Here is a 20,443-nt window from a genome sequence, read left to right as displayed (position 1 = left end):
ATGACCAGCACCGCAGCTCATTCCCGCCTCGCGATCTCTGAGTTCGATGAGGGTGAGGTCGACGCACTCACGCTCGGTTGGCGCATCCGTCAATTGCGGGTAGCCCGAGGAATGACGCTCGACCAATTAGGCGCCGCGATAGACCGCGCCGCGTCCCAGGTTTCCATGATCGAGAACGGCAAACGGGAACCTCGGCTGTCGATGCTCCGGCAAATCGCCGCAGCGCTCGGCACAACAACCGAGGACCTCCTCAGCGACGAAGCGCCGTCTGAACGCGCTGCCCTGGAGATCGCCGTGGAGCGGGCGCAGCGCGGACCGGTATTCTCAGCCCTCGGCATCCCCCCACTGAGGGTGTCGAAGGCGCACAGCGATGAGACGCTTCGGGCGATTCTTGCACTGCATTCGGAGGTCGAGCGGCTGCACCGTGAACGGGCGGCAACGCCGGAGGAGGCTCGGCGCGCCAACGCTCAACTCCGCGCGACGATGCGGGCACGGGACAACTACTTCCCCGAACTAGAGGCGGAGGCCACCAAGCTCCTTGCCGCCGTCGGCCACTCGGGCGGGCCGGTGTCGCAACAGCTCGTCGGCGACATGGCGAACCACCTCGGCTTCACCCTCCATTACGTCGGCGATCTGCCCCACTCGACCCGGTCGGTGACCGACTCGAGGAACGGCCGGATATACCTGCCGACCCAGCAGTCGGCATCCCGTGACTCGCGCTCGCCCGTGGTGCAAGCGTTCGCCAGCCACGTGCTCGGCCACCAGGAACCCTCCAACTACGCCGATTTCCTGCGCCAGCGCGTCGAAACCAACTACCTCACGGCGGCGATTCTGCTGCCTGAGGCCGACGCCGTCCGGTTCCTCACCGAAGCCAAGAACTTCCGTCGCATCTCGATGGAGGACCTCCGCGACGCCTTCGCTGTCTCGTACGAGACGGCTGCGCACCGATTCACCAACCTCGCCACCGCGCGTTTCGGCATCCCCGTGCACTTCTCGAAGGTGCACGAGTCCGGCACGATCGTGAAGGCCTACTCCAACGACGGCGTAAAGCACCCGACGGATGCCCTCGGCGCGGTCGAGGGGACGACCGTCTGCCGCAAGTGGACGGCGTTCACCGTGTTCGCGGCGGAAGACCGGTTCAGCCCCTGGTACCAGTACACCGACAACCCCAACGGCACGTACTGGTGCACGTCCCGGATCGAGAAGGCCAAGGAGGGTGACTACTCGGTGACGGTCGGGGTGCCGTTCGAGCACGTGAAGTGGTTCCGTGGCCGTGAGACGACGAATCGGTCCCTCTCGAGCTGCCCGGACGACGGCTGCTGCAAAAGCGCTCCAAGCGCACTTTCGGAGAAGTGGGCCGGCCACTCCTGGCCGGCGGCCAGGACGCCGACCAGCTTGCTCGCCGCGCTCCCGACCGGCACATTCCCGGGCGTGAACGAGGTCGAGGTTTATTCCTTCCTCGAGGCTCACGAGCCAGCCTAAATATCAACGCGCCGGGACAAACCTGAGCAGCCAGAGGGATGACACCCCGATACGCGCTCAGTTCGTTTGTTACCGGCGACGGGGGTTCCGACACCGTTACCATGATGGACTTCGGGGTTTCCGAGCGTGGGACGCAGTCTTGCCGTGCCGCCATGCCCGGCGCAAGTTGCGCTTGATGGCTAATAGAAGGTACGGGGCTCCCATCACGGCGGATGAGTTGGCTTCCTAATCTGGCCGGGTACATTTTGGTTTATCCACGATGGCGGACCCCGGAGCCGTGCAGCCACTATGGAGTTCGGCGGTGACCGGGACAGGTTGCATTCCCCGCTGAGAAGGATGGGCAAGATCGATTGGGCACTGCAACATCCCGTCACGACCGCTCTAACCGTCGTTGACGGTACCCGTATTGCTTATCGCACCTTGGAGTGCCGGGATCCGGATTCGACTCGGCTCCTGCAGGGGAATTTCGGCTGCCTCAGAGAACCGCTGAATTCAAGACGTGGGGAATTCTCCACGTTCACAGGGCCGTAGTGGAGGACACCGTGTCACGAGTTGGGCAGAGTCAGGAGCAGCGGGTCGCTATCGTCACCGGTGGCGGCACGGGCATCGGGGCCGCCACTGCGCGCAAGCTCGCGGTGGACGGGTACGAGGTCGTCGTGACTGGTCGGCGAGCCGCGGCCATCGAGGAGGTCGCCGAGTCGATCGGCGGTCGGGCGATCGTCGCGGACGCCTCGCGCGCCGACGAGGCTCGCGCGACCATCGACACCGTCCTCGAAGCCTTCGGACGGCTGGATCTCCTCGTACTGAACCACGGAGTCCTGCAGTCCGTCCCGTTCCTCGAGACGACCGACGAGCTCTGGGAGGAAACCCTTGCTGTCAACCTCTCGGGAGCCTTCTATCTCAGTCGCGCAGCTCTTCCGTCGCTGATCGAGAGCCGTGGCGCAATCGTCGCGGTCGCATCAATCTCTGCGCTGCAGGTTTGGCCTGAATCGAGCGCCTACTGCGCGTCCAAGGCCGGCCTGGCCATGCTCATGCGGACGATTGCGTATGAGCATGGAGAGAGCGTCCGTGCGAACACGGTCAACCCTGGCACCGTCGCCACGCCAATGGTCGAGCGGGACGTCGCGGAGCTCGCCCGGCAGCAGGGCATCACTTCGAGCGACGAAGCATGGCTCGGGCTGACGGCGACCGTCCCGCAACGGCGACCAGCACAGCCATCCGAGATCGCGGAGGCGATCGCTTGGTTGGGGTCGCCCGCTGCTTCCTACGTCAACGGCGCGACGCTCGAAGTCGATGGCGGGCTAAGCATCGTCGGTGCATAGCCGACGACCTGCCGGCCTCGAGCGCATGTCCGGCAAGCTCTGCCTCAAAACGAGAGCAAACTCCGTGATCAACGCGGCGGTTAGCTGGCACTTACACAGCGATGCCGGCCTCCCCTGGGGGAGACCGGCATCGTTTGGTGCAGGAGAACGAGTCCTAGAACTGGTTCATCGTGTTGTTCTCGCCGCCGGCTTTGAGGGCCGAGTCGCCGGCGAAGTACTCCTTGTGGTTGTCACCGATGTCGGATCCGGCCATGTTCTGGTGCTTCACCGTGGCGATTCCCTCGCGGATCTCGCGGCGCTGCACGCCCTTGACGTAGGCGAGCATGCCCTGGTCGGCGAAGTAGCCCTTGGCCAGGTCATCCGTCGACTGTGCGGCCGTGTGGTAGGTGGGCAGCGTGATCAGGTGGTGGAAGATACCGGCCTGTGCCGAGCTGTCGCTCTGGAACGTGCGGATGTTCTCGTCGGCAACTTGCGCCAGCTTGGTGTCGTCGTACTCGACGCTCATAAGCTTGCTGTGGTCGTATGCCGAGACGTCCTTACCCTCTTCGACGAAGGCGTCGTAGGCCTGCTGGCGGAAGCTGGCGGTCCAGTTGAACGACGGGCTGTTGTTGTAGACCAGCTTGGCGTTCGGGATGACCTTGCGAACCTCGTTCATCATGCCGGCGATCTGGCCGATGTGCGGCTTCTCCGTCTCGATCCAGAGCAGGTCGGCACCGTTCTGCAGCGACGTGATGCTGTCGAGCACGCAACGCTCCGCACCGGTTCCCTCTCGGAACTGGAAGAGGTTGCTGGGGAGGCGCTTCGGGCGCACGAGCTTGCCGTCGCGCTTGATGACGACGTCGCCGTCGCTTAGCCCGGACTCGGGGATCTCTTCGACGTCGAGGAACGAGTTGTACTGGTCACCGAGGTCGCCGGGCGTGCGGCTCACGGCGAGCTTCTGCGTGAGGCCGGCGCCGAGCGAGTCGGTGCGCGAGACGATCACGCCGTTGTCGATGCCGAGCTCGAGGAACGCGTAGCGCACCGCGTTGATCTTGGCGATGAAGTCCTCGTGGGGAACGGTGACCTTGCCGTCCTGGTGGCCACACTGCTTCTCGTCCGAGACCTGGTTCTCGATCTGGAGCGCGCAGGCGCCCGCCTCGATCATCTTCTTGGCCAGCAGGTACGTGGCCTCCGGGTTGCCGAAACCGGCGTCGATGTCGGCGATGATCGGCACGATGTGGGTCTCGTAGTTGTCGATTTGCGCCTGGATGAGCTCGACCGAGGTCTCGTCGCCTGCCGCACGCGCGGCATCCAGCTGTGTGAAGAGCAGGTCGAGTTCACGGGCGTCGGCCTGTCGGAGGAATGTGTAGAGCTCCTCGATGAGGGCCGGAACGGCCGTCTTCTCGTGCATGGACTGGTCGGGGAGCGGTCCGAACTCCGACCGCAGCGCGGCAACCATCCAGCCGGAGAGGTACAGGTAGCGCTTGTTGGTGGTCTTCAGGTGCTTCTTGATCGAGATGAGCTTCTGCTGGCCGATGAAGCCGTGCCAGACGCCAAGCGACTGGGTGTAAACGGAGGAATCGGCGTCGTACTCCGCCATGTCTTTGCGCATGATGTCCGCGGTGTACTGGGCGATCTGGAGGCCGGTGCGGAAGCGGTTCTGGGCGCGCATGCGGGCGACCGACTCGGGGTTGATCGCATCCCAGCTGCTGCCGGTTTCCTGCTTCAGCGCTTCGATCGCGTCGATGTCGTCTTGGTAGGCGGTCATGTCTCTTCCTTTGTTATGAGTGGTTCTGTGCAGCGTGGTGCCGGGAGTGTTGTGTAATGCCACTCTGAACGAAGAACACCCGGTCTTCAGGCGATTTCAGGGCAGAAGTTGTGTGATTCTTCTGGTGCGCAGAAGAAGAGGATTTGCGACCCTGTCGTTACGCCCGCTCACATTTAGAATCGCTGGATGATGTCAAACATGACAACGACGACTGCGGACCTGTACGACGAACTGGGCGATGACATCCAGTCACTGCCGATTCAATTTCAACTTTTTGGCGCTCGATCGAAATTCGAGGGACTGATCCGGACGGTGAAGTGCTTCGAAGACAATGCGGTTCTCAAGTCCGTCTTGTCGACGCCCGGCAACGGAGGCGTGCTTGTCGTTGACGGTGACGGGTCGCTCGAGCGGGCACTGATAGGTGACATGATCGCTCAGATCGCGGCGGACAACGGATGGGCCGGTGTGGTGATCAATGGCGCGATCCGCGACCGTGTCGCGATCTCGAACATTTCGATCGGCGTTAAAGCTTTGGGCACCAACCCGCGCAAGAGCGCGAAGGCCGGCGAGGGCGAGACCGATATCGTCTTGGCTTTTGGTGGCGTGACATTCCGGCCAGGCGCAAGACTCTTCAGCGACGAGGACGGAGTTCTCGTCGAGTACTGACCAACGCGGTAGTACGCCCGACGTGGAAACGAAATGCCCCTCAGCGACCCTTCGAGGTGACAGGTAGCTTCGGTGCAGCAAATCTCCGGAGCTCGATCGAGTCACAGCTTCCTCGAGCGCGTCGCGCTGAGCGTCCCGTTGAATCATCGAGCCATTACCGGTGGCGCCAGCAGGTCGAGAATTGCGGCTGTTGCGGGGTTGGGCGCACTCGACCGCTCGATGTAGTGCTTCTTGGTGATTTGTGTTCCGGAATGACCGAGCATTTCCGCGGTATCCGTGTTCTCCATCGAGTTCGAGGAAGAGAACGACCGCGTAGGGCTGGTTGTACCGGTCGACCATGTGCCAGAGGCCGGGTCGGATCTCGGCGGCGGCGAGAATCGGATGCCATATCGGTGTCGGGCTCTTCGATGCACGAGCGCGCGCGTCGATGGCGTCCTGCCGGCTGTGCTGCATGGCCATGAGTGCTCCTGTGGTGCTTGGAGCAGCCCGGCCACTGCGTTGCGTCGATTCTAACGACTGAGCCACAGTCGCTTCGAGAGGAGCAAAACTGATTTGTACCCCCTTATGCTCGTCAGAGCGCCTGCCCCTGTAGGCGTTTGGCACGTCATCCCTGTCACCCGGTAGAGATATGAGTGGATCGTGCTCGCTTCGCCTCCAGGGCGCATTCGGGTTGTACCCCGGAGGCGAAGCACACTCGAATCACGCTGACCGGGAGAGGACTACTCGTGAATCTCTCCTGCCCAAGTTGCGGAGCATCGGTTATGGCAGTTCGGAATCCCTACTTCGGTACTGGCCTTGCCGTCCACGAGTTCCTGCTCGACTGTCGCCGATGCACGACAGTTAGCTTGATCGCCGGGCACCGGGAGAAACCCGCACTCGTGGAAACCCCGCCGCCCGCCTCAATGATTCGACGCTGGTGGAACAGGCTCGTCCAGAGGTAGGGGTGGCGTCATCCCCACCTTCGGGTGGCGGGGACGACGCGGGGCGCCCGAGGGCGGAGAGCGCCAAGCTTCGAGCACAGGGACGGGACACTGGGCGAGCGACCCCCATTCCGAGGGTGTACAGATCGGTAGTGCGCGGCGCGAAGAGTACCGGCTGCGTGTCCTCGGGAAGTTGGTCGCCAACCAGTAGTCTCCGCCCCCCTCGGCAGGGCTGCCACACGGCATCGAGGGCACTACGAATAGGGACACCCGTCTGTGCCCTCGATGTCGAGCGACTGGAGGCGCGTGGCGCAGTTCGGACTCTGCAACACGTCCTCAAGGTCGTCGCTCATGCGCGCGATGCGACGCCCGGGCGATAGCGACCCGCCATTCGCTCGGTAGAGTACGTGCCCGAGCTGTGTCAGATGCCTGCTCGGCGCCGCACACCCTCGACGACGAGTCGAAGCACCAAGCCAGGCAATCCCAGGTTTCTTGCGCGACTGGCGGCAGTCGACATCGGCGGCTGGGATGTGGTGACCCAGTGGCTTCGTTCGGCGTATTGGCGGACGTCGCATGCCCTTTTGAACGCGTCCTATTTTGTTGACTGACTGTTCCTGACTGATCGTTCACCTATCCGTACGCTGACGGCATGGGTAGAAACAGAACATTCGTCGAAACAGAGGTTATCGAGCAGTGCACTCGCATCTTCCGAAGTTTTAGATATGAGGGCACATCAATAGACGACCTCGTCCAGGAAGCGCGGGGTGTTCCTTCTGGCGCTCAAGCAGAGCGCGCCGCCGGGTTCGCCAACCGATGAAGCCACGGATCTTTTCGGCCGAGGTCATGCGAGAGCCAGCCATGCCGATGTCATCATGCACAAAAGGCTATGGGCAACCGCCGACACGCCGCGGCAGCCTCCACCGGAGTGACCCGCGTCAGCCGCTGATTGAGCGTGTCAATGGCCCCATCTGACGATTCGGCTGGTAGCCCACGAGGTCCCGCTCGTATGCCTTCCGCGCCTGGTGCTCGACCTGCCGCGCCCGCAGGAGCAGCACGAGGGTGATCGGCCCGTTCGCGATGAACTTCAGGGCGTTCCAGACGAAGAGCAGAACAAGCAGATGGACCCAGCCGGGGCCGCCACCGGCAACCCAGGCCGAGCAGAGCCACGCCGCGACAAGATATGGGACTGCAAGGAGTATGCCGGGCACGCCCCACTTGAGGCCGCGGCGCATGCGAAGCGCATTGAGCAGGATGTTCGTCGGCATGTTGCGCCAGAAAAAGATGCTAACGCGGACGCTAAATACCCAGAGCAGTCGGAACATGATCCGCACTCTCGTGAACGCGTGTCACTCCGCCGAGGAGATAGCCCGTGGATGAGCGCCCGGAGGCTGTCGCGTACGACCAAAAGATTTGTGACCGCTACCTCGACATTCAGGGTACGCCTCTCCCGCGACGCTCGGAAGAGCGGCGCTACAGGCTCGGTGGCGGCGCCCCTGCGACCGTGCACGCCTGCCACTCCCCCGCGGCTGTGTCCGTAGCGACTCTGCGTGCACGCTCCAGTGCTGCCCGAACGCAGATCATGTCACCCCGCTGTGCCGTGGTGACCGCGTTTCCCAACGCCGACTCATCCGCGATTCCATGCCGGTCGCGGTAAGCGGCGACGATGCGAACCTCACGTCGCCATTCTTGCGCGTGCTGCGGATCGTTCGGCGCGCCGCCGAGTTCGGAGAGCCACGGCGCTCCCCCGCGCACCGCCTCATCGACGAGCGCATCGGCCCGCTGCTCAATGAGGTCGCGGCGCTCGCACAAGGCGATATGCATGTCACCGGCCATCGGGCCGACGGCAGGCGTTATCAGCCCGGCGATCGGCCGCAGCGGCTTGCGGACTCGCCCTGCACCGCGCGCATCGGAAATCGCGCGCGCCACTCTTTCGTGGAGCACTGCGGCGATGTCGTCCGCAGCGCTGACACCGCGCGCCGCCGCGAGTCGCGGCAGCAACCGGTCGACGTCGTAGCCGTCGGCCTCGGCTCGCCGCAGCTCCGCGCCGAGCGCACTGAACGCCGTCGAAGCGATCGCCGCGGCAGCCTCGTCGGCAGCCAGCCCGGATGCGAGCAGAAGCGCCGCCCACCGCTCTTGCTGCGCGGCGCCCGCTATCGTCTCGTACTCAGCGGCGAGCTGCGCGACCGATCCCCAGGAATCCTGCTCCGTGGCAATGGTCTGGTGGGCCGACAGCTCCGCTCCGACGTGCTGGAGCACCCCGTACAGCACGGAGCGCGCGTTTGCCTCGGCCTGGTCAGCGGGATGCCGCGTGCTGTGATCCTCATCAGGTCGACTAACCGAGACGTAGGCTTTGTTCCCCTGGCGTCCACGCGTCATGGAGACGTAGAGGTTCTCGCGCGTCGTACCCGGCTCGATGAGCGCGTGCGCGGTGTCCGTGGTGATGCCCTGTGCGCGGTAGGCAGTGACCGCGTACCCGAGTTCGACGTTTTCGGCGACGTACTCGGCGGGGAGCACGATCGCGCCGCCCCAGCGCCGCCCGACGCGGCGAACCATCATCGCGCCGTCCGCCTTCACCGCCGAGACGAGCCAGCGGTCGCCGTTGCGCACCCACTCGCGTCCTGCCCGCAGGGTGCGTTCGTTCCGCCGCGTCAACACCATGTCCCCGACGGATGCCGCGGTTCCATCGTGCAGGGCAACTTCGGCGCCCGCATCGACGTCGCCGACGAGCACGAGGTCGGCGCGAGCCCGCTGGTTGAGCGCGGTCACCGCGCCGCCGGTTTCGGCGATGAGGATGGAGGCGAGTCCGGCGGAACGATCTTGTCGCCAGCCGGCGTACGCTGCATCCGCCATCTGCTCGGCCTCGCCGCCTACGACGCGGCTGTGAGCTTCGTAGGCGTGAATGGCGGTTGGCCGCCCATGCCGAAGTTCGAGCGACGCGGACTTCTCCCAGTCGTGGACGAAACGGTGCACGTCGGCCAGCTCGGGCACATCCTCGCGACTGGAGACGAGCATGGCGAATGCCCCGCCCGCGTCGACGGATTGCAGTTGCGCCCAGTCTCCGACCAGCAGAACCTTCGCGCCCGCGCGGGCGGCGATCTGAGTGAGCCGGTCGAGCGAAAGCGTTCCGGCGAGCGACGCCTCGTCGACGATGACAAGCTGGCCGGTGGTGAAGGCGATGCCGTGGTCGCGGAAGTTCTGCCACCACTTCGCTGTGTTCTCGGTCGATATGCCGAGATCTTCGGCGAGCGCCTGCGCGGCGGTGGCGGAGGGTGCAAGACCCACGACCGAGCCTTCCCCATGCTGCGACTCCCACGCGCGGCGCAGCTCGTTCATCGCCGTCGTCTTGCCCGCACCGGCCGGGCCGACGAGCAAGTCAAGCGCGCGGCCGGAGGCTGCGATGGATTCGAGCGCCGCGCGCTGGTCCGCGCCGAGGGCACCGGCACGGTTGCCGCGCGTGTGTGCGGCGCGTGCAAGAGCCGCGGAGCTGATCACGGGGCCACACGTGTCGCGCGAGAACGCGAGCAACCGGTCTTCGGCTTCGAGCAGCGCGGTGGCAGTGTAGCGTGCGGAGTTCCGTGGCCGGAAGACGCTTGTGCCGTCGCTGCGCTGGAACACCGCGGGACTTGTTGCAGGCTCGGGAGGCGTGAGGCGCAGCGACGCCCGCTCGGCGGCATCCGCGATCATTCCGACGATCGCCTCGCGATCTTCGGTTGCTGCGAAACGCCAGCCCATCGTCTGGCGAGCGGCCTCGGCGTAGAGGTTCCAGCGTCCCCACGTCGTGCGCTTCTCGCCGACAACCGTGACTACGACCTTACCGACCCCCGCGATCACGTCGAGCGGCACGTCATCCGCCCGCAGCAACGCGGGGGCCTCGACGCGTACCGCCTCGCGCGCCCACACGGTCGCATCGCGCCGGAGAAGATGGCTGGCGCGGGTACGCCAGTCGTGCGTCAGCGCGGTGAGCGGTCGCATCTCCTTGTCGGGCCGGGTCGTCAGGGTCGCCTGCTGACGCAGCCGGATGATCGTTGTTTTCGAGGGCGCGTGCCCGTGCGTGGCAACATAGTCGGCGATCAGCCGATCTTTCTCGATGTCGATGTGCTGGGAGCGCGACGAGAACTCGGCGACAAGTGCCTCCGGCACCGTCGCGATCGACCAGACCGGGTTGCGGTCGCCATCGCGCTCCCGCCGCTCCCAGGTGACGCCGAGTGTACGCGTCAGATGGTCGGCGAAGACCGAGTTGTGCAGCTCCGAGAGAGCGACGGTCGCTGCGTGCAAGGGTCGACCGTCAAGCGAGCGCCACCGGCCATCGAAAGCGGTCTGCACTTTGTTGCTCACGACGACGTGCGTGTGCAACTGCGGATCACCGGCGCGCGAGTCGAAGTGGTCGAACCCGACGGCGATGAGACCGGTGACATCGACCTGCGCAACCGCTCCGTCGCGGGAGGTTGCGCCCGAGCGGGTGGCTGCGAGCTCGCGCTCTATGAACGCAACCACCTCTGCAACGGCCGCGTGATGCGCGTCGGCGATGATGGCCTGGGTATCGGCATCTGCGACCGCCCAGAGCACGGATGCCGACTTAGGCAGCGAGAACGTGAAATCATACCCGGCGACCGCCCGACGCAGCCCACGCTCCGCTTCCTCGGCTTCGATCGCCACGGTCGCTTCGGCGCGCTGAACGATGCCGAGGCCCGGAGCGAGCGCCGCGAGACGCTCGGCGATCCGATCAGCGACGCTCGCGTATGACGGGTACGCACGCCCGAGCGGTTCGCCGGTCACCGGGTCGAGCCCCAGCCCCAGAAGCAACTGGAGCTGAGCTTCCGATACCTGCGCCCCCTTCGTGATCTCCCCATGGCCGAGGGACGACAGCCCGCCGCCGAGCCAGCGACCGGGCGGCGTTCCAGCCTCGGCGTAGTAGCGCGTCAAAGGCAAGGAGAGCGGCCGATCGCCGTCCGCCGCTGCGACGGTGCGGAGCAGGTACTTGTACCCGTCGCCGGCGCTCATCACGCGCATCGAAACCGACACTGGGCGCCGCCTCTCCTCTGCCAGAGAGGTGGGCACCCGAGCCCGCGGCAGCGGCCCCCTTGATCTGCAAGACGTGTGTCAGCTCGATGGGCTCTGGCCAGGCGATTCCTGGGCGACCGCCACCTATGAATTGGACCCAGTCGAAGGCCGGGTAGTCTTCGACCTCATGAAGGCAACTAACAACGGCCCGATACCTTGATTCTCGCAGCTGCCGGAACGGCGTTAGCCCTCGTCTGATCTTGTGTCGTCAATTCTGTCCGCTAAGGTCGCGGCTGGGCTCAAGTACTTTCCCCACGGGCGATTCGAACCGATCCTGCTGTCGAGACCGCGGCGGCCAATCTGTCCACGAGATCGATCAGTGTTGCCACCAGCTCGCTGAAGTCGTCGCTTCTACCCACTACTGTCTGGGGCGATTCGATGTTCGGAGCAGACGACCCGCGCCGCGCTTAGGTCAGACTGCGCCAGTCACGTGCTATCTCGACGGAGTTAGCGGGCCAGAGTTGTGAACGACGGTGTTGCGTTCACCGATACGACTCGCGCGTCTTTGATCCCGGCCTTCTGGGACGCCAGGAGGTGCGATCCGCCATGGGCTGGTCCGTCAGGCGCACGGTCAATCGCGTAGCGAATCATCGCTCAGGTACTTCACGACATCTGCGAGCTCCTGATAGTGAACCGGTACGAGGTTTCCGTCGCTTCCAAGTCCCCAAGCGGTCGCGCCGTCGGAGCCCCTCTTCTCAAGTTTCCCGTTGTATTGCCCGAGTGAAACGAACTGAATATCCAGCCGAGGGCCCACACCGGGATAGCGCGTATTAAGCAGCTTCCTCTTGGCTGTTTCGTGAACGAGGTGCTGGCCCTTCGTGTCAATGCACACCACCCGATTCGCAGTCCAAAGGAGGAAATCGGGGTAGAACTTCTGTGTTGGTCCAGGCGTCACCAAGTCGATCCCGTAACCAAGCCGATCGGGGTTCCGTGCCCAACGCAGACCACTTTCGTCCAGAGCGAGCGCGAACCGCGTTTCCTCACTGTTCAGACCTGCGTAGCCCCGGTGCACCGAGTTGTTGTACTCGACGATCTCATCGCGCCGGGCAAGGACCGTCCCTGCCTTGTAAGGGTTGTCCTTACGCTGACTGATGCGGGAGCCCTTCGTGAAGTCGTCGACGACATTAGTCGCAAGCTCGCAAATCGTGTAGTAAGCCGGGCTACCCATATCGACAACCGCATCAAGCTTTGGGTCAGCCCAGTTGATGGTTCCGATTACGCTCTTGAACTGTCTCTGCAGTTCCCTTTGGAATATATAACGGACAGACGCCGAACTGGACTGCTCGATGGTCTGCCATTCTTCGGTCTCAGCGCTCGATCCCACTTTTTGCTTTACCGTGCGGTGAGCGCCAGTCCCCCGCGTGTTCACAGTGTCGAGACGGAAATCTGGTGTGTTCTCCATCCGTCGCTGAATAAGCGGAATCGCCTGCCTGGAATCAATACCGGTCAGCGGCACGTAGAGATCAACTAGCGGTGGGTAGCTTTCAAGCGCGGTTCGCCGATCCGACGATGTGATGATCTTGATTCCACCAGGGTCAGAACCTAGCTCCCGTTCGACCTCGCTGATTACGCCGGAAAATACCTCATTCTTGTCAACCCGAACGTAAAAGTGTGCGGTGTTCAGAAGTTCCGATGAATAGTGCGTGGCACCAGGTTGGCGGAGTACTCGACCGATGATTTGAGTGACTTGGACGGTCGAACCCATGCTCTTATCGATGTAGGCGAAGTAGACCGAAGGGTCGTCCCACCCCTCCTGAAGCCGAAGATTGAAGATGACGTGCTGGTAGCTACCTTCTGAGAAGGACGCATAGTCGCCGTCGCCGCCCTGAAAGAGAACAAACTCCTCAGGTAGTGGGTACTCGCGATCTACATTCAAGTTTGCGTAAACCGCGATCTGACTGGGGTCAACGCCACATTTCTCAGTGAGGTAGCGCCAAATCTTTACCGGCGGCGCTTGACGCTGGTCGAAGGGTTGCCTTGGGTCATCCATCTCGCCCGGGTTATCCGCAACGACGTTTGTGTCGCTCACATAGATAGCCTTCGGACGGAACTCCAACGCGAGTTCTTGGGCCTCTCGCTCAGTTTCCCGAAGCGAAGCAACAAGAGCGCTTACCGCTTCTTCCATCGGTGAGTTGTAGCCCTCGAGCACGATTTGAGGCTTGACCAGTTCGGAGTCAACGACATCCTTGGTGACGACTCGGGTAACAAGTTCATCGTCGGTGAATTCGTGGGCTCGAAGCACGTCGAGTTCGCGGTCGAGCCTTGCAGGGTACCTGAGCGTCGCTGATGCTGGCAGGAACACGTCTGGCTCGAGGTCAAGCAGCAAGTCGATCTGAAGATCCGAAAGATTCTGGCTCTCGTCGTACACGACAATGAGTGGTCTGCGTCGGCGCTGATGGTCCAAGCGTTCCATCAGCGCTGTCCACGTCGACTGTTCCATAGTGTCGATGTTGCTCTTATAGATTCGGAGGTTGCCGTCCTCGCGATCGCGCTGGGCGAAAGTCCCAACAGTCGCGCAGTACATGAGCGCGGTCTCGATGCCTCCGACGTCATCCGGGGAGTACTCAGACAGCCAGGCCACAGGCATCTCGAGCAAGTGATGATATTTGCCACCGTGGGCAAGATTTCGATAACTCTGTTCGACAACGGCACTCCTCATCGAGAGCCACAGAACGATCGGCGGGGTTGGCATCTCAGAGGCAATTCGAGAAACCGCAGCTGCAAGAATCGCCGTCTTGCCAGCACCCGTCAGGGCTGAGAGTGCTTGGAAAAAGGGAACCTGATGTTTGCTCTTGTTTCGTCCTCCGAAGACAGGGTCTTCCAGGTACAACCGGACGCGCTCCGATATCTGAGCTACTGCAATCTCCTGGAACCGAAACAGACTAATCATCGTTCCACCTCGGTATAGGCCTCAGTCCGGACGTCTAAGCCGAAGTCAGCGAGGATGCGGTCTGGAATCTGATAGAAATGCACGCCGGGCGTAGAAAACAAGTTGTAGCGCCCGTAAACGTGGTACTTCGGCTTCAGCTCGGCGTTGTTCCCTTCAGCGACGCAGGCCTCATAGACGTCTTCGTCGAAGTCGGCATTGTTCTCTGATCCACCCCAAACAAGGTAGAAGCCCTCGTCCTCGGAGTTCCTGGCGACGAGATAGCGATTCTCCGGGCCACCCACACGCTCCAAGTTCGGCCCTCGACGCCTTGATGAGTCAAAGTAGGACGACACGACAATGTCGACCATTTCTTCTCGCTCCATTTGAAGGAGCGCCGGCGCATCAATATTCTTCGTCAGCTGTCGAAACTCGAAGCCACCCTCGACTGGTTTTCCCTTGCCATTGGACCAGTCTCCGCTGACTACTTTGGCCAGACGCTGCGCAGTGAGGGTTCGGGCATACGAATCGCCGCGCTCCGGTCGTCCCTGCTCCATCAGGATGAAACGACGATCGGCGCCTTCGGACTCGTTCAGCGCGAGAACCGCGTGTCCCGTCGTTCCGGACCCGGCGAAAGGATCAACGACGGTTCCAGTTGGAGGACACCACAGCTGGATGATCTTTTGCATGAGCTTGAGCGGCTTTACCGTATCGAATCCGTGTCCACGGCCAACTACGGCATTCAGTTCGCGTAGCCCAACTTCGCTGGTACCAGATTCCGCATGCGCCCAGGACATGACGCCGAGCTCCAACTCCGCGACATCATCATCGGAGGCCCAAAACGTTGTTGGCACCACTCCCTTCGCTACATCTTCCAAGTAGGTCTTTGCCCGGAGCTCCCCGTGCCCTGCACGACCTGCCTGATCGTTGCGCCAGAAGGCAAGAGCATTACGATCGCAATTCAGACGGCACGTTCACGCAGGGAGAGACCACTTACCACGACCTCGTGATGTATCGGCGGAGTGCGGAGCGCGCCTTCGCGCAGCTCGCCAAGGGCGACAACTTCGTCGCCGAGGGTTACGTGCACCCATACTCCTACGAGCGCGACGCCCAGACCATCACCGGCGAGGAGTTCGTCGCCAAGCGCCTCGGACATGACGCCGCGCGGTCGATCTACACGGTCGACCGCAGCCGCAGCCAGAGTGCAGGGGCCGAGCAGCCTGCACCCGATCCCGCGCCCTCGGCCAAGCCGAGCCGCCCGATCACATTGTGAGGCGCGGCGATGACCCTCGACGATGACGCACTCTCCATTCCCGGCTTTGACTTCGAGCCACCGCTGGCCGATGAGCCTGAGCCTGAGCCGATGGCCGCACCCAACGGCGAAGACGATGCGCAGGCCCCGGAGTTCCCTCGACCGATCAACTGGAACCTGCTCTCCGCCGAGGAAGCGCAGGTCGAGTGGCTGGAGCTGAACGCCTGGGTGAACTGGCTGCGGCACACCTACGGGCTCGGCGCGGGCGTTATCCCACCGCTTTGGCATCGGCATCCCGAGCTCATCTGGGAGTTGTCGGCGCTGCGACAGCACTGGCTGAGCGCGTACGACCCGAAGCAGCACGGATCAGCACCGATCGGCTGGCACCGCGACTTCGCTGACGCACGGCAGCGGCTGCACGACTGGGTTGCCGCCTGCGGCACCCGTCTCGACCGCGACCGACCGACACGGCAGACCGCTTGGCCCGGCGAAGATCCCGTTCCGACGCTCGAGGAATTCGCGATCACCAACCGTGACGACGACTTCGTGCACTTCGTGCACGACGACGTCGCGCGGCGCCGCACGGCGGAGGATGCCTTCTACTCGCAGCTCACTGTGGATCACTAAGTCACATTTCAGCGGGCTTAAAGCACCCGGGCTTGTTACTGTGCGTTCGTTACTCTTCCGACAACTTTTCTTTCGCCAGAACCCGATCGAGCAGCTCCGCGGTGATGGGACTGACCATCTCGTTCCGCCGGATGTAGTGCTGGATCGTGATCTTCGGATCCGTATGACCGAGCAATTCGGCGGCGAGATCGACGCCCGCCAGCTCATTGATGACGGTCGCAACCGTGCGGCGGAACAAGTGCGGGGTGACCCCGGTGATGCCTGCAAAGCCCATGACACGCCGCAATTGGCGGCGAACGTTGTTCGTCGACAGAGGGGTGCCTTCGCGGCTGCAGAACAGCAAGGCGTCGGGGGATGAATCCTCCGACCGGGCCAGACGTCGGCGCACCGCTTCGGCTGTAAACGAAGGGATTGCCACCGTCCGCCGAGACTTGGCCGTCTTGGGGTGGTCCTGCCGCATGGTGGGTTCGTCTCGTCGGCTGACGATCGTTCCGGCAAGGCGGATGGACGGCGGCGCGCCGGTGATGTCGATGTCGCGGCGTCGGATGGCCAGGACCTCGCCGATGCGGGCGGAGGTGCCGAGCATGACCTCCACGATCGCGCTGAGCTGCCCGTCGGGCTTCGGACCGGACGGCGAGCGGCCCGCTTCCCAGTACGCGATGGCCAGGCGAATCGCGTTGACCTCGACCGGGGTCAGCGCATCAGGTGTGTGCGCTGGCCGGTGGAGCCGGGACACGTGATCCATCGGGTTGCGCGGCAGCACCTCGTGGCGTACTGCAAGCCCGAGCGCCAAGCGCAGCACGACGCGGGCCTGCTTGGCGCGGTTGTAGCTTTGCTTCGCGAGCTGCTTGAGGAAGTGGTCGCAACGGGCGACGCCGATCTCGCGCAAAGTAAGGCTGCGGAAGGCGGGCATCACAAGCGTGCGCATGTTGCGCTCGTAGAGCAGCCGCGTCGTCCTGGAGAGACGGTCTTCCAGATCGAGGTCTTCCAGCCAGTAGGCGACGAGATCCCCGAAGAGGCTGTCCGGGGTAAGGATCGAGGAAGACGGCTGGAAGAGCGTGCGGTCCGCGAGTTTCGACTTCAGCGTTCGTTCCGCGCTCTTCTGCGTATCGCCGGTGGCCTGGACAAGCCTGGTCTTGCCGTCCCAGTCGCGGTAGCGGGCGCGTGCCGTCAGCTTGCCGCCCGACGTGCGCTGGAAGTTGATCTCGCCGAACGTGCCGATGGTCAGGCGCGGGCGGCTCATCGGGTCACCGTCCTGCTACCTCGGGCGGATCCACTTCGCGCTGCTGCTCGATCCATGTCCGCACATCGGAGACGGCGAACTTGAGATGCTTGCCGAAGCGGTAGGCGCGCGGGCCGAGACCGCGCGTGCGCCAGTCGTAGACCGTTGAGACCGGCACACCCAGATACGCCGCCAGCTCGGTCACGTCGAGCAGGGGCTCGAGCCCCCAGTGGTTCGATGCGGTGTCGGCGTCCATATCGACTAGGTACGACGAGCCCACCGCAGAGACCAGAGACAACTGGAACCGACGCCGGGCTACCAGACCGTGGTGCCGCCGAAGCGCCGCGAAGGGGGGTTTTTGATGAGGTTTTCGATGACTGGATCAAATCTCACAACCTAGAAAGTCCCGGAAACCCTTGAGTTTCCGGGACCTTTGGTCGGGCTGACAGTGCCTGGTTTCAGGACATAGTTCATCTATGTCTCAAGACATCGTTCACACTTCTCGGATGTGACGAAAAACCGAATCATCGTGACCAGTGTCGTTCTCGAGGGCCGGTCAAAGGCCGACGTCGCCCGCGACTACGGCGTCTCCTCCCGATGGGTGCACACCCTGGTGCGGCGATACCTCGAGGGAGGCTGGGACGCCATCGAGCCACGCTCCCGCCGGCCCAAAAGGAGCCCAACCAAGACCAAGCCGGAGATCGAAGCGGAGATCCTCCGACTGCGCCGGGAGCTCACCGCGCAAGGCCATGACGCCGGCCCACACACCATCCACTTCCACCTGAGCACCCGATTCGACACCGTTCCCTCGGTCGCCACGATCTGGCGAATCCTGGACCGCCACGACCTCATCACTCCGCAACCCCGGAAGCGCCCGCGCTCCTCATACACTCGGTTCCAGGCCGAACTGCCCAATGAGACCTGGCAATCCGACTTCACCCACTGGCACCTGGCCGACTCCACCGGAGTGGAGATCCTGACCTTCCTCGACGACCACTCCCGACTCGCCCTCTCGGTCACCGCCAACCGCGTCACCACCGGCCAGATCGTGGTCGCCGACTTCCGCCGAAACGTTGAAGAATACGGGCCGCCCGCCTCCACCCTGACCGACAACGGGCTGGTGTTCACCACCCGCGTCCGCGGCGGCAAGAACGCCTTCGAGAACGACCTGCGCCTGCTCGGCATCACCCAGAAGAACGGCCGACCCAACCACCCGCAAACCCAGGGCAAGGTCGAGCGGTTCCAACAGACGATGAAGAACTGGCTCGCCAAACAGCCGCCCGCCAGCACCCTCACCGAGCTGCAACACCACCTCGACCAGTTCCGGGACTACTACAACACCCAGCGCCCGCACCGCTCACTGGACCGGAAAACACCCGCCCAGGCCTACGCCGCACTCGGCAAAGCCGGCCCCTCCGGCACCGTCGACGGGCACTGGCGGATCCGCGAAGACCGCGTAGACGCGACCGGCTCAATCACCCTGCGTTACAACTCCAAGCTGCACCACATCGGAATCGGCCGCGCCCACAAACACACCCGCGTCAAGGTCCTCGTCCACGACCGACACATCCGAGTCATCGCCACCACAACCGGACAGCTGCTCCGCGAACTGATCCTCGACCCCACCCGCGACTACCAACCCCAGAAACAACAAAACCCCCACTCCGGAGAGTGAGGGTTTTGTGAACCATGTCTTGCGACATCTATGAACGATGTCCTGCGACATGACATGGTCGGGCTGACAGGATTTGAACCTGCGACCCCCTGACCCCCAGTCAGGTGCGCTACCAAGCTGCGCTACAGCCCGCTACCGCGAACGGCAACCTGTCAATAGTAGCGCAGAGCCGAGGGCACTTTGTCACGAGCGTCGCGTGACAAGTGCCGCGTGATGGTGACGTATGCCGCGAGCGAAACCGCGGCCGACTGGAAAGTCGGGGTGGAAACCGCCGTGGTTGTCATGCTCAAATCAAACCAGCAGCCATCGACATTCCGAGGGACGAGAAGGGCGACCAAGTGGATCGACCACCGCCGACCGTCCTCGACGCTTTCGGCGCGAGCACTTCGCCGGTGCCCTTCCTCAGCGGTCACGGCAGAACCTGGCGCTCCGGCGCCCTGGTTCTCAAGCCGCTCGACATGTCGCCCGAGGAACTCGAGTGGCAGGAGTCCGTGCTGATCGATCTCGACGGGGCTGCGGATGTCCGCGTCGCGCCCCCGCTCCGGGCACGCGACGGACGGCTCATCGTGGACGGATGGACCGCGTACCCATACCTGCCGGGCGCTCCCTCATCTGGACTCTGGCCAGAGATCATGGCCGCCGGTCATTCCCTGCACCGACACCTTCAGCACCACTACCGGCCGTCGCTCCTCAATCGACGTGATGACTCGTGGGCGCGGGCTGATCGCGTCGCGTGGGATGAAGACCAGCTCGCCGAGTCCGCAGCACTCCCGCATCTGGCCGCTTTGCTCGCCTCCCGCCAGCCGGTGGCGTTGGCCGCGCAGCTCATCCACGGCGATCTCACCGACAACGTGCTGCTCGCGCCGAATCTCCCACCGGCGATAATCGATTTCTCGCCGTACTGGCGGCCGGCCGCCTACGCGTCGGCCGTAGTGGTTGCCGATGCCGTGGTGTTCCGCGGCGCCGACACCGCCTTGATGACGCAGACCGCCGCCGAAGAGGGCTCGGACTTTCCGCAGCTCCTCATCCGCGCACTGATCTTCCGGGCCGTCGCCGACCACCTGCTGGCGCCGGAGAAGGCGCCCGTCTGGGCCGATATGTTCGCGCCAGCGGTACAAGTCGCGACCCGGCTAGCTGGGAGCGCGTGAGACGCGCACGCTGTGCCGTGCCCACCGTGCAAGCAAAGGGTTGCGGGTCAGCGGCTCGCGTCCGAAAAGGTCGTGTTCTGCCCGGAAATGATGCGCCGATCACCGTCCGCGCGAACCCACACGTAGCTTGGTCGGCCGAGCTGGCGAGGCGACAAGGGTGTTCCGTCGGCGGTGAGGTACTCCTGGTCCACGCTGGTGAGGGCGACATCCGGGGTGATGAACCGGATGTGCTGTATGTCGTATCGGACGGAACCGGATGTGCTGTATGTCGTATCGGACGGAACCGTCTGCGCTGCTGCCGGGGAGCACGTTGCCGCCCTTCGCGACAATCTGGCGAACTGCATCGGATGCGGATGCCTGTCGCTCACGGCGTGCCCATACACCAACCCCGGCGACGTGCTCGGCGACGAGGGCCCGGGGGCGCGTCGCCTGCTCACCGAGCTATGAAGCAAGTG

The 20,443-nt window shown here is 63.7% G+C and carries 15 protein-coding genes and 1 tRNA gene; 8 read left to right on the top strand and 8 right to left on the bottom strand.

The window, feature by feature from the left end; translation table 11 throughout:
* Complete coding sequence (locus tag HCT51_RS06150; RefSeq protein ID WP_166880613.1) at positions 1-1,482, top strand: helix-turn-helix transcriptional regulator; 1,482 nt, start codon at positions 1-3, stop codon at positions 1,480-1,482.
* A gap of 542 nt (positions 1,483-2,024) precedes the next feature.
* Positions 2,025-2,804, top strand: coding sequence for an SDR family NAD(P)-dependent oxidoreductase (locus HCT51_RS06145; RefSeq protein ID WP_166880616.1), 780 nt, complete (start codon positions 2,025-2,027; stop codon positions 2,802-2,804).
* Positions 2,805-2,958: 154 nt separating this feature from the next.
* On the opposite strand, the gene HCT51_RS06140 is transcribed toward HCT51_RS06145, so the two are convergent.
* Positions 2,959-4,551: an isocitrate lyase gene (locus HCT51_RS06140; RefSeq protein ID WP_166880618.1), complete on the bottom strand. Its 1,593-nt coding sequence runs from the start codon at positions 4,549-4,551 to the stop codon at positions 2,959-2,961.
* Positions 4,552-4,740: 189 nt separating this feature from the next.
* On the opposite strand from HCT51_RS06140, the gene rraA reads away from it, so the two are divergent.
* Positions 4,741-5,217 (top strand): ribonuclease E activity regulator RraA, encoded by a 477-nt coding sequence (gene rraA, locus HCT51_RS06135; RefSeq protein WP_224760758.1) that lies wholly within the window; start codon positions 4,741-4,743, stop codon positions 5,215-5,217.
* A gap of 1,855 nt (positions 5,218-7,072) precedes the next feature.
* Here rraA and HCT51_RS06130 read toward each other — a convergent pair.
* The 4 genes from HCT51_RS06130 to HCT51_RS06115 form a co-directional block, all read right to left on the bottom strand.
* Entirely contained in the window at positions 7,073-7,459 is a 387-nt protein-coding gene (locus HCT51_RS06130) for a sulfate permease (protein WP_166880620.1), read from the bottom strand.
* A gap of 148 nt (positions 7,460-7,607) precedes the next feature.
* The gene (gene mobF, locus HCT51_RS06125) at positions 7,608-11,147 is read right to left on the bottom strand and encodes a MobF family relaxase (RefSeq protein WP_166880658.1); all 3,540 of its coding nucleotides are present in this window, start codon (positions 11,145-11,147) and stop codon (positions 7,608-7,610) included.
* Positions 11,148-11,769: 622 nt separating this feature from the next.
* A complete protein-coding gene (locus HCT51_RS06120) occupies positions 11,770-14,088 on the bottom strand; it encodes a DEAD/DEAH box helicase (RefSeq protein ID WP_166880622.1) in 2,319 nt (772 codons plus the stop codon).
* The gene (locus HCT51_RS06115; RefSeq protein WP_224760704.1) at positions 14,085-14,942 is read right to left on the bottom strand and encodes a DNA methyltransferase; all 858 of its coding nucleotides are present in this window, start codon (positions 14,940-14,942) and stop codon (positions 14,085-14,087) included. The genes HCT51_RS06120 and HCT51_RS06115 overlap by 4 nt, the downstream gene beginning before the upstream one ends.
* Before the next feature lie 128 nt (positions 14,943-15,070).
* Between HCT51_RS06115 and HCT51_RS06110 the strand changes: the two genes are divergently transcribed.
* Positions 15,071-15,337, top strand: a complete 267-nt coding sequence (locus HCT51_RS06110) for a single-stranded DNA-binding protein (RefSeq protein WP_166880625.1) — start codon at positions 15,071-15,073, stop codon at positions 15,335-15,337.
* Positions 15,338-15,346: 9 nt separating this feature from the next.
* Complete coding sequence (locus HCT51_RS06105; protein ID WP_166880628.1) at positions 15,347-15,943, top strand: hypothetical protein; 597 nt, start codon at positions 15,347-15,349, stop codon at positions 15,941-15,943.
* A gap of 49 nt (positions 15,944-15,992) precedes the next feature.
* On the opposite strand, the gene HCT51_RS06100 is transcribed toward HCT51_RS06105, so the two are convergent.
* A complete protein-coding gene (locus tag HCT51_RS06100) occupies positions 15,993-17,186 on the bottom strand; it encodes a tyrosine-type recombinase/integrase (RefSeq protein ID WP_166880636.1) in 1,194 nt (397 codons plus the stop codon).
* Positions 17,187-17,190: 4 nt separating this feature from the next.
* Positions 17,191-17,421 carry a helix-turn-helix domain-containing protein gene (locus HCT51_RS06095; RefSeq protein ID WP_166880638.1) on the bottom strand — a complete coding sequence of 77 codons (231 nt, stop codon included), beginning with the start codon at positions 17,419-17,421 and terminating at the stop codon, positions 17,191-17,193.
* Positions 17,422-17,673: 252 nt separating this feature from the next.
* On the opposite strand from HCT51_RS06095, the gene HCT51_RS06090 reads away from it, so the two are divergent.
* On the top strand, positions 17,674-18,840 hold the full coding sequence (locus HCT51_RS06090) for an IS481 family transposase (protein WP_191413787.1): 1,167 nt from the start codon (positions 17,674-17,676) through the stop codon (positions 18,838-18,840).
* Between the two features lie 55 nt (positions 18,841-18,895).
* On the opposite strand, the gene HCT51_RS06085 is transcribed toward HCT51_RS06090, so the two are convergent.
* Positions 18,896-18,972, bottom strand: a tRNA-Pro gene (locus tag HCT51_RS06085).
* Positions 18,973-19,178: 206 nt separating this feature from the next.
* Between HCT51_RS06085 and HCT51_RS06080 the strand changes: the two genes are divergently transcribed.
* Entirely contained in the window at positions 19,179-19,988 is an 810-nt protein-coding gene (locus HCT51_RS06080) for a phosphotransferase (protein WP_166880861.1), read from the top strand.
* Positions 19,989-20,159: 171 nt separating this feature from the next.
* On the top strand, positions 20,160-20,435 hold the full coding sequence (locus tag HCT51_RS18700) for a MerR family transcriptional regulator (protein WP_224760703.1): 276 nt from the start codon (positions 20,160-20,162) through the stop codon (positions 20,433-20,435).
* Positions 20,436-20,443: the final 8 nt, after the last annotated feature.

The sequence above is a fragment of the Salinibacterium sp. ZJ450 genome, assembly GCF_011751885.2.
Taxonomy (GTDB): domain Bacteria; phylum Actinomycetota; class Actinomycetes; order Actinomycetales; family Microbacteriaceae; genus Ruicaihuangia.
The sequence above is the reverse complement of the archived record's forward strand: the minus strand, read 5'-3'. Positions and strand labels throughout refer to the sequence as shown.

Bases quoted from the DNA above. Each gene is read 5' to 3' on its own strand.
- HCT51_RS06105 (WP_166880628.1), top strand. From the start codon at position 15,347: ATGACCCTCGACGATGACGCACTCTCCATTCCCGGCTTTGACTTCGAG.
- HCT51_RS06100 (WP_166880636.1), bottom strand. From the start codon at position 17,186: ATGAGCCGCCCGCGCCTGACCATCGGCACGTTCGGCGAGATCAACTTC.
- HCT51_RS06120 (WP_166880622.1), bottom strand. From the start codon at position 14,088: ATGATTAGTCTGTTTCGGTTCCAGGAGATTGCAGTAGCTCAGATATCG.
- HCT51_RS06130 (WP_166880620.1), bottom strand. From the start codon at position 7,459: ATGTTCCGACTGCTCTGGGTATTTAGCGTCCGCGTTAGCATCTTTTTC.
- rraA (WP_224760758.1), top strand. From the start codon at position 4,741: ATGTCAAACATGACAACGACGACTGCGGACCTGTACGACGAACTGGGC.
- HCT51_RS06095 (WP_166880638.1), bottom strand. From the start codon at position 17,421: ATGGACGCCGACACCGCATCGAACCACTGGGGGCTCGAGCCCCTGCTC.
- mobF (WP_166880658.1), bottom strand. From the start codon at position 11,147: ATGCGCGTGATGAGCGCCGGCGACGGGTACAAGTACCTGCTCCGCACC.
- HCT51_RS06150 (WP_166880613.1), top strand. From the start codon at position 1: ATGACCAGCACCGCAGCTCATTCCCGCCTCGCGATCTCTGAGTTCGAT.
- HCT51_RS06140 (WP_166880618.1), bottom strand. From the start codon at position 4,551: ATGACCGCCTACCAAGACGACATCGACGCGATCGAAGCGCTGAAGCAG.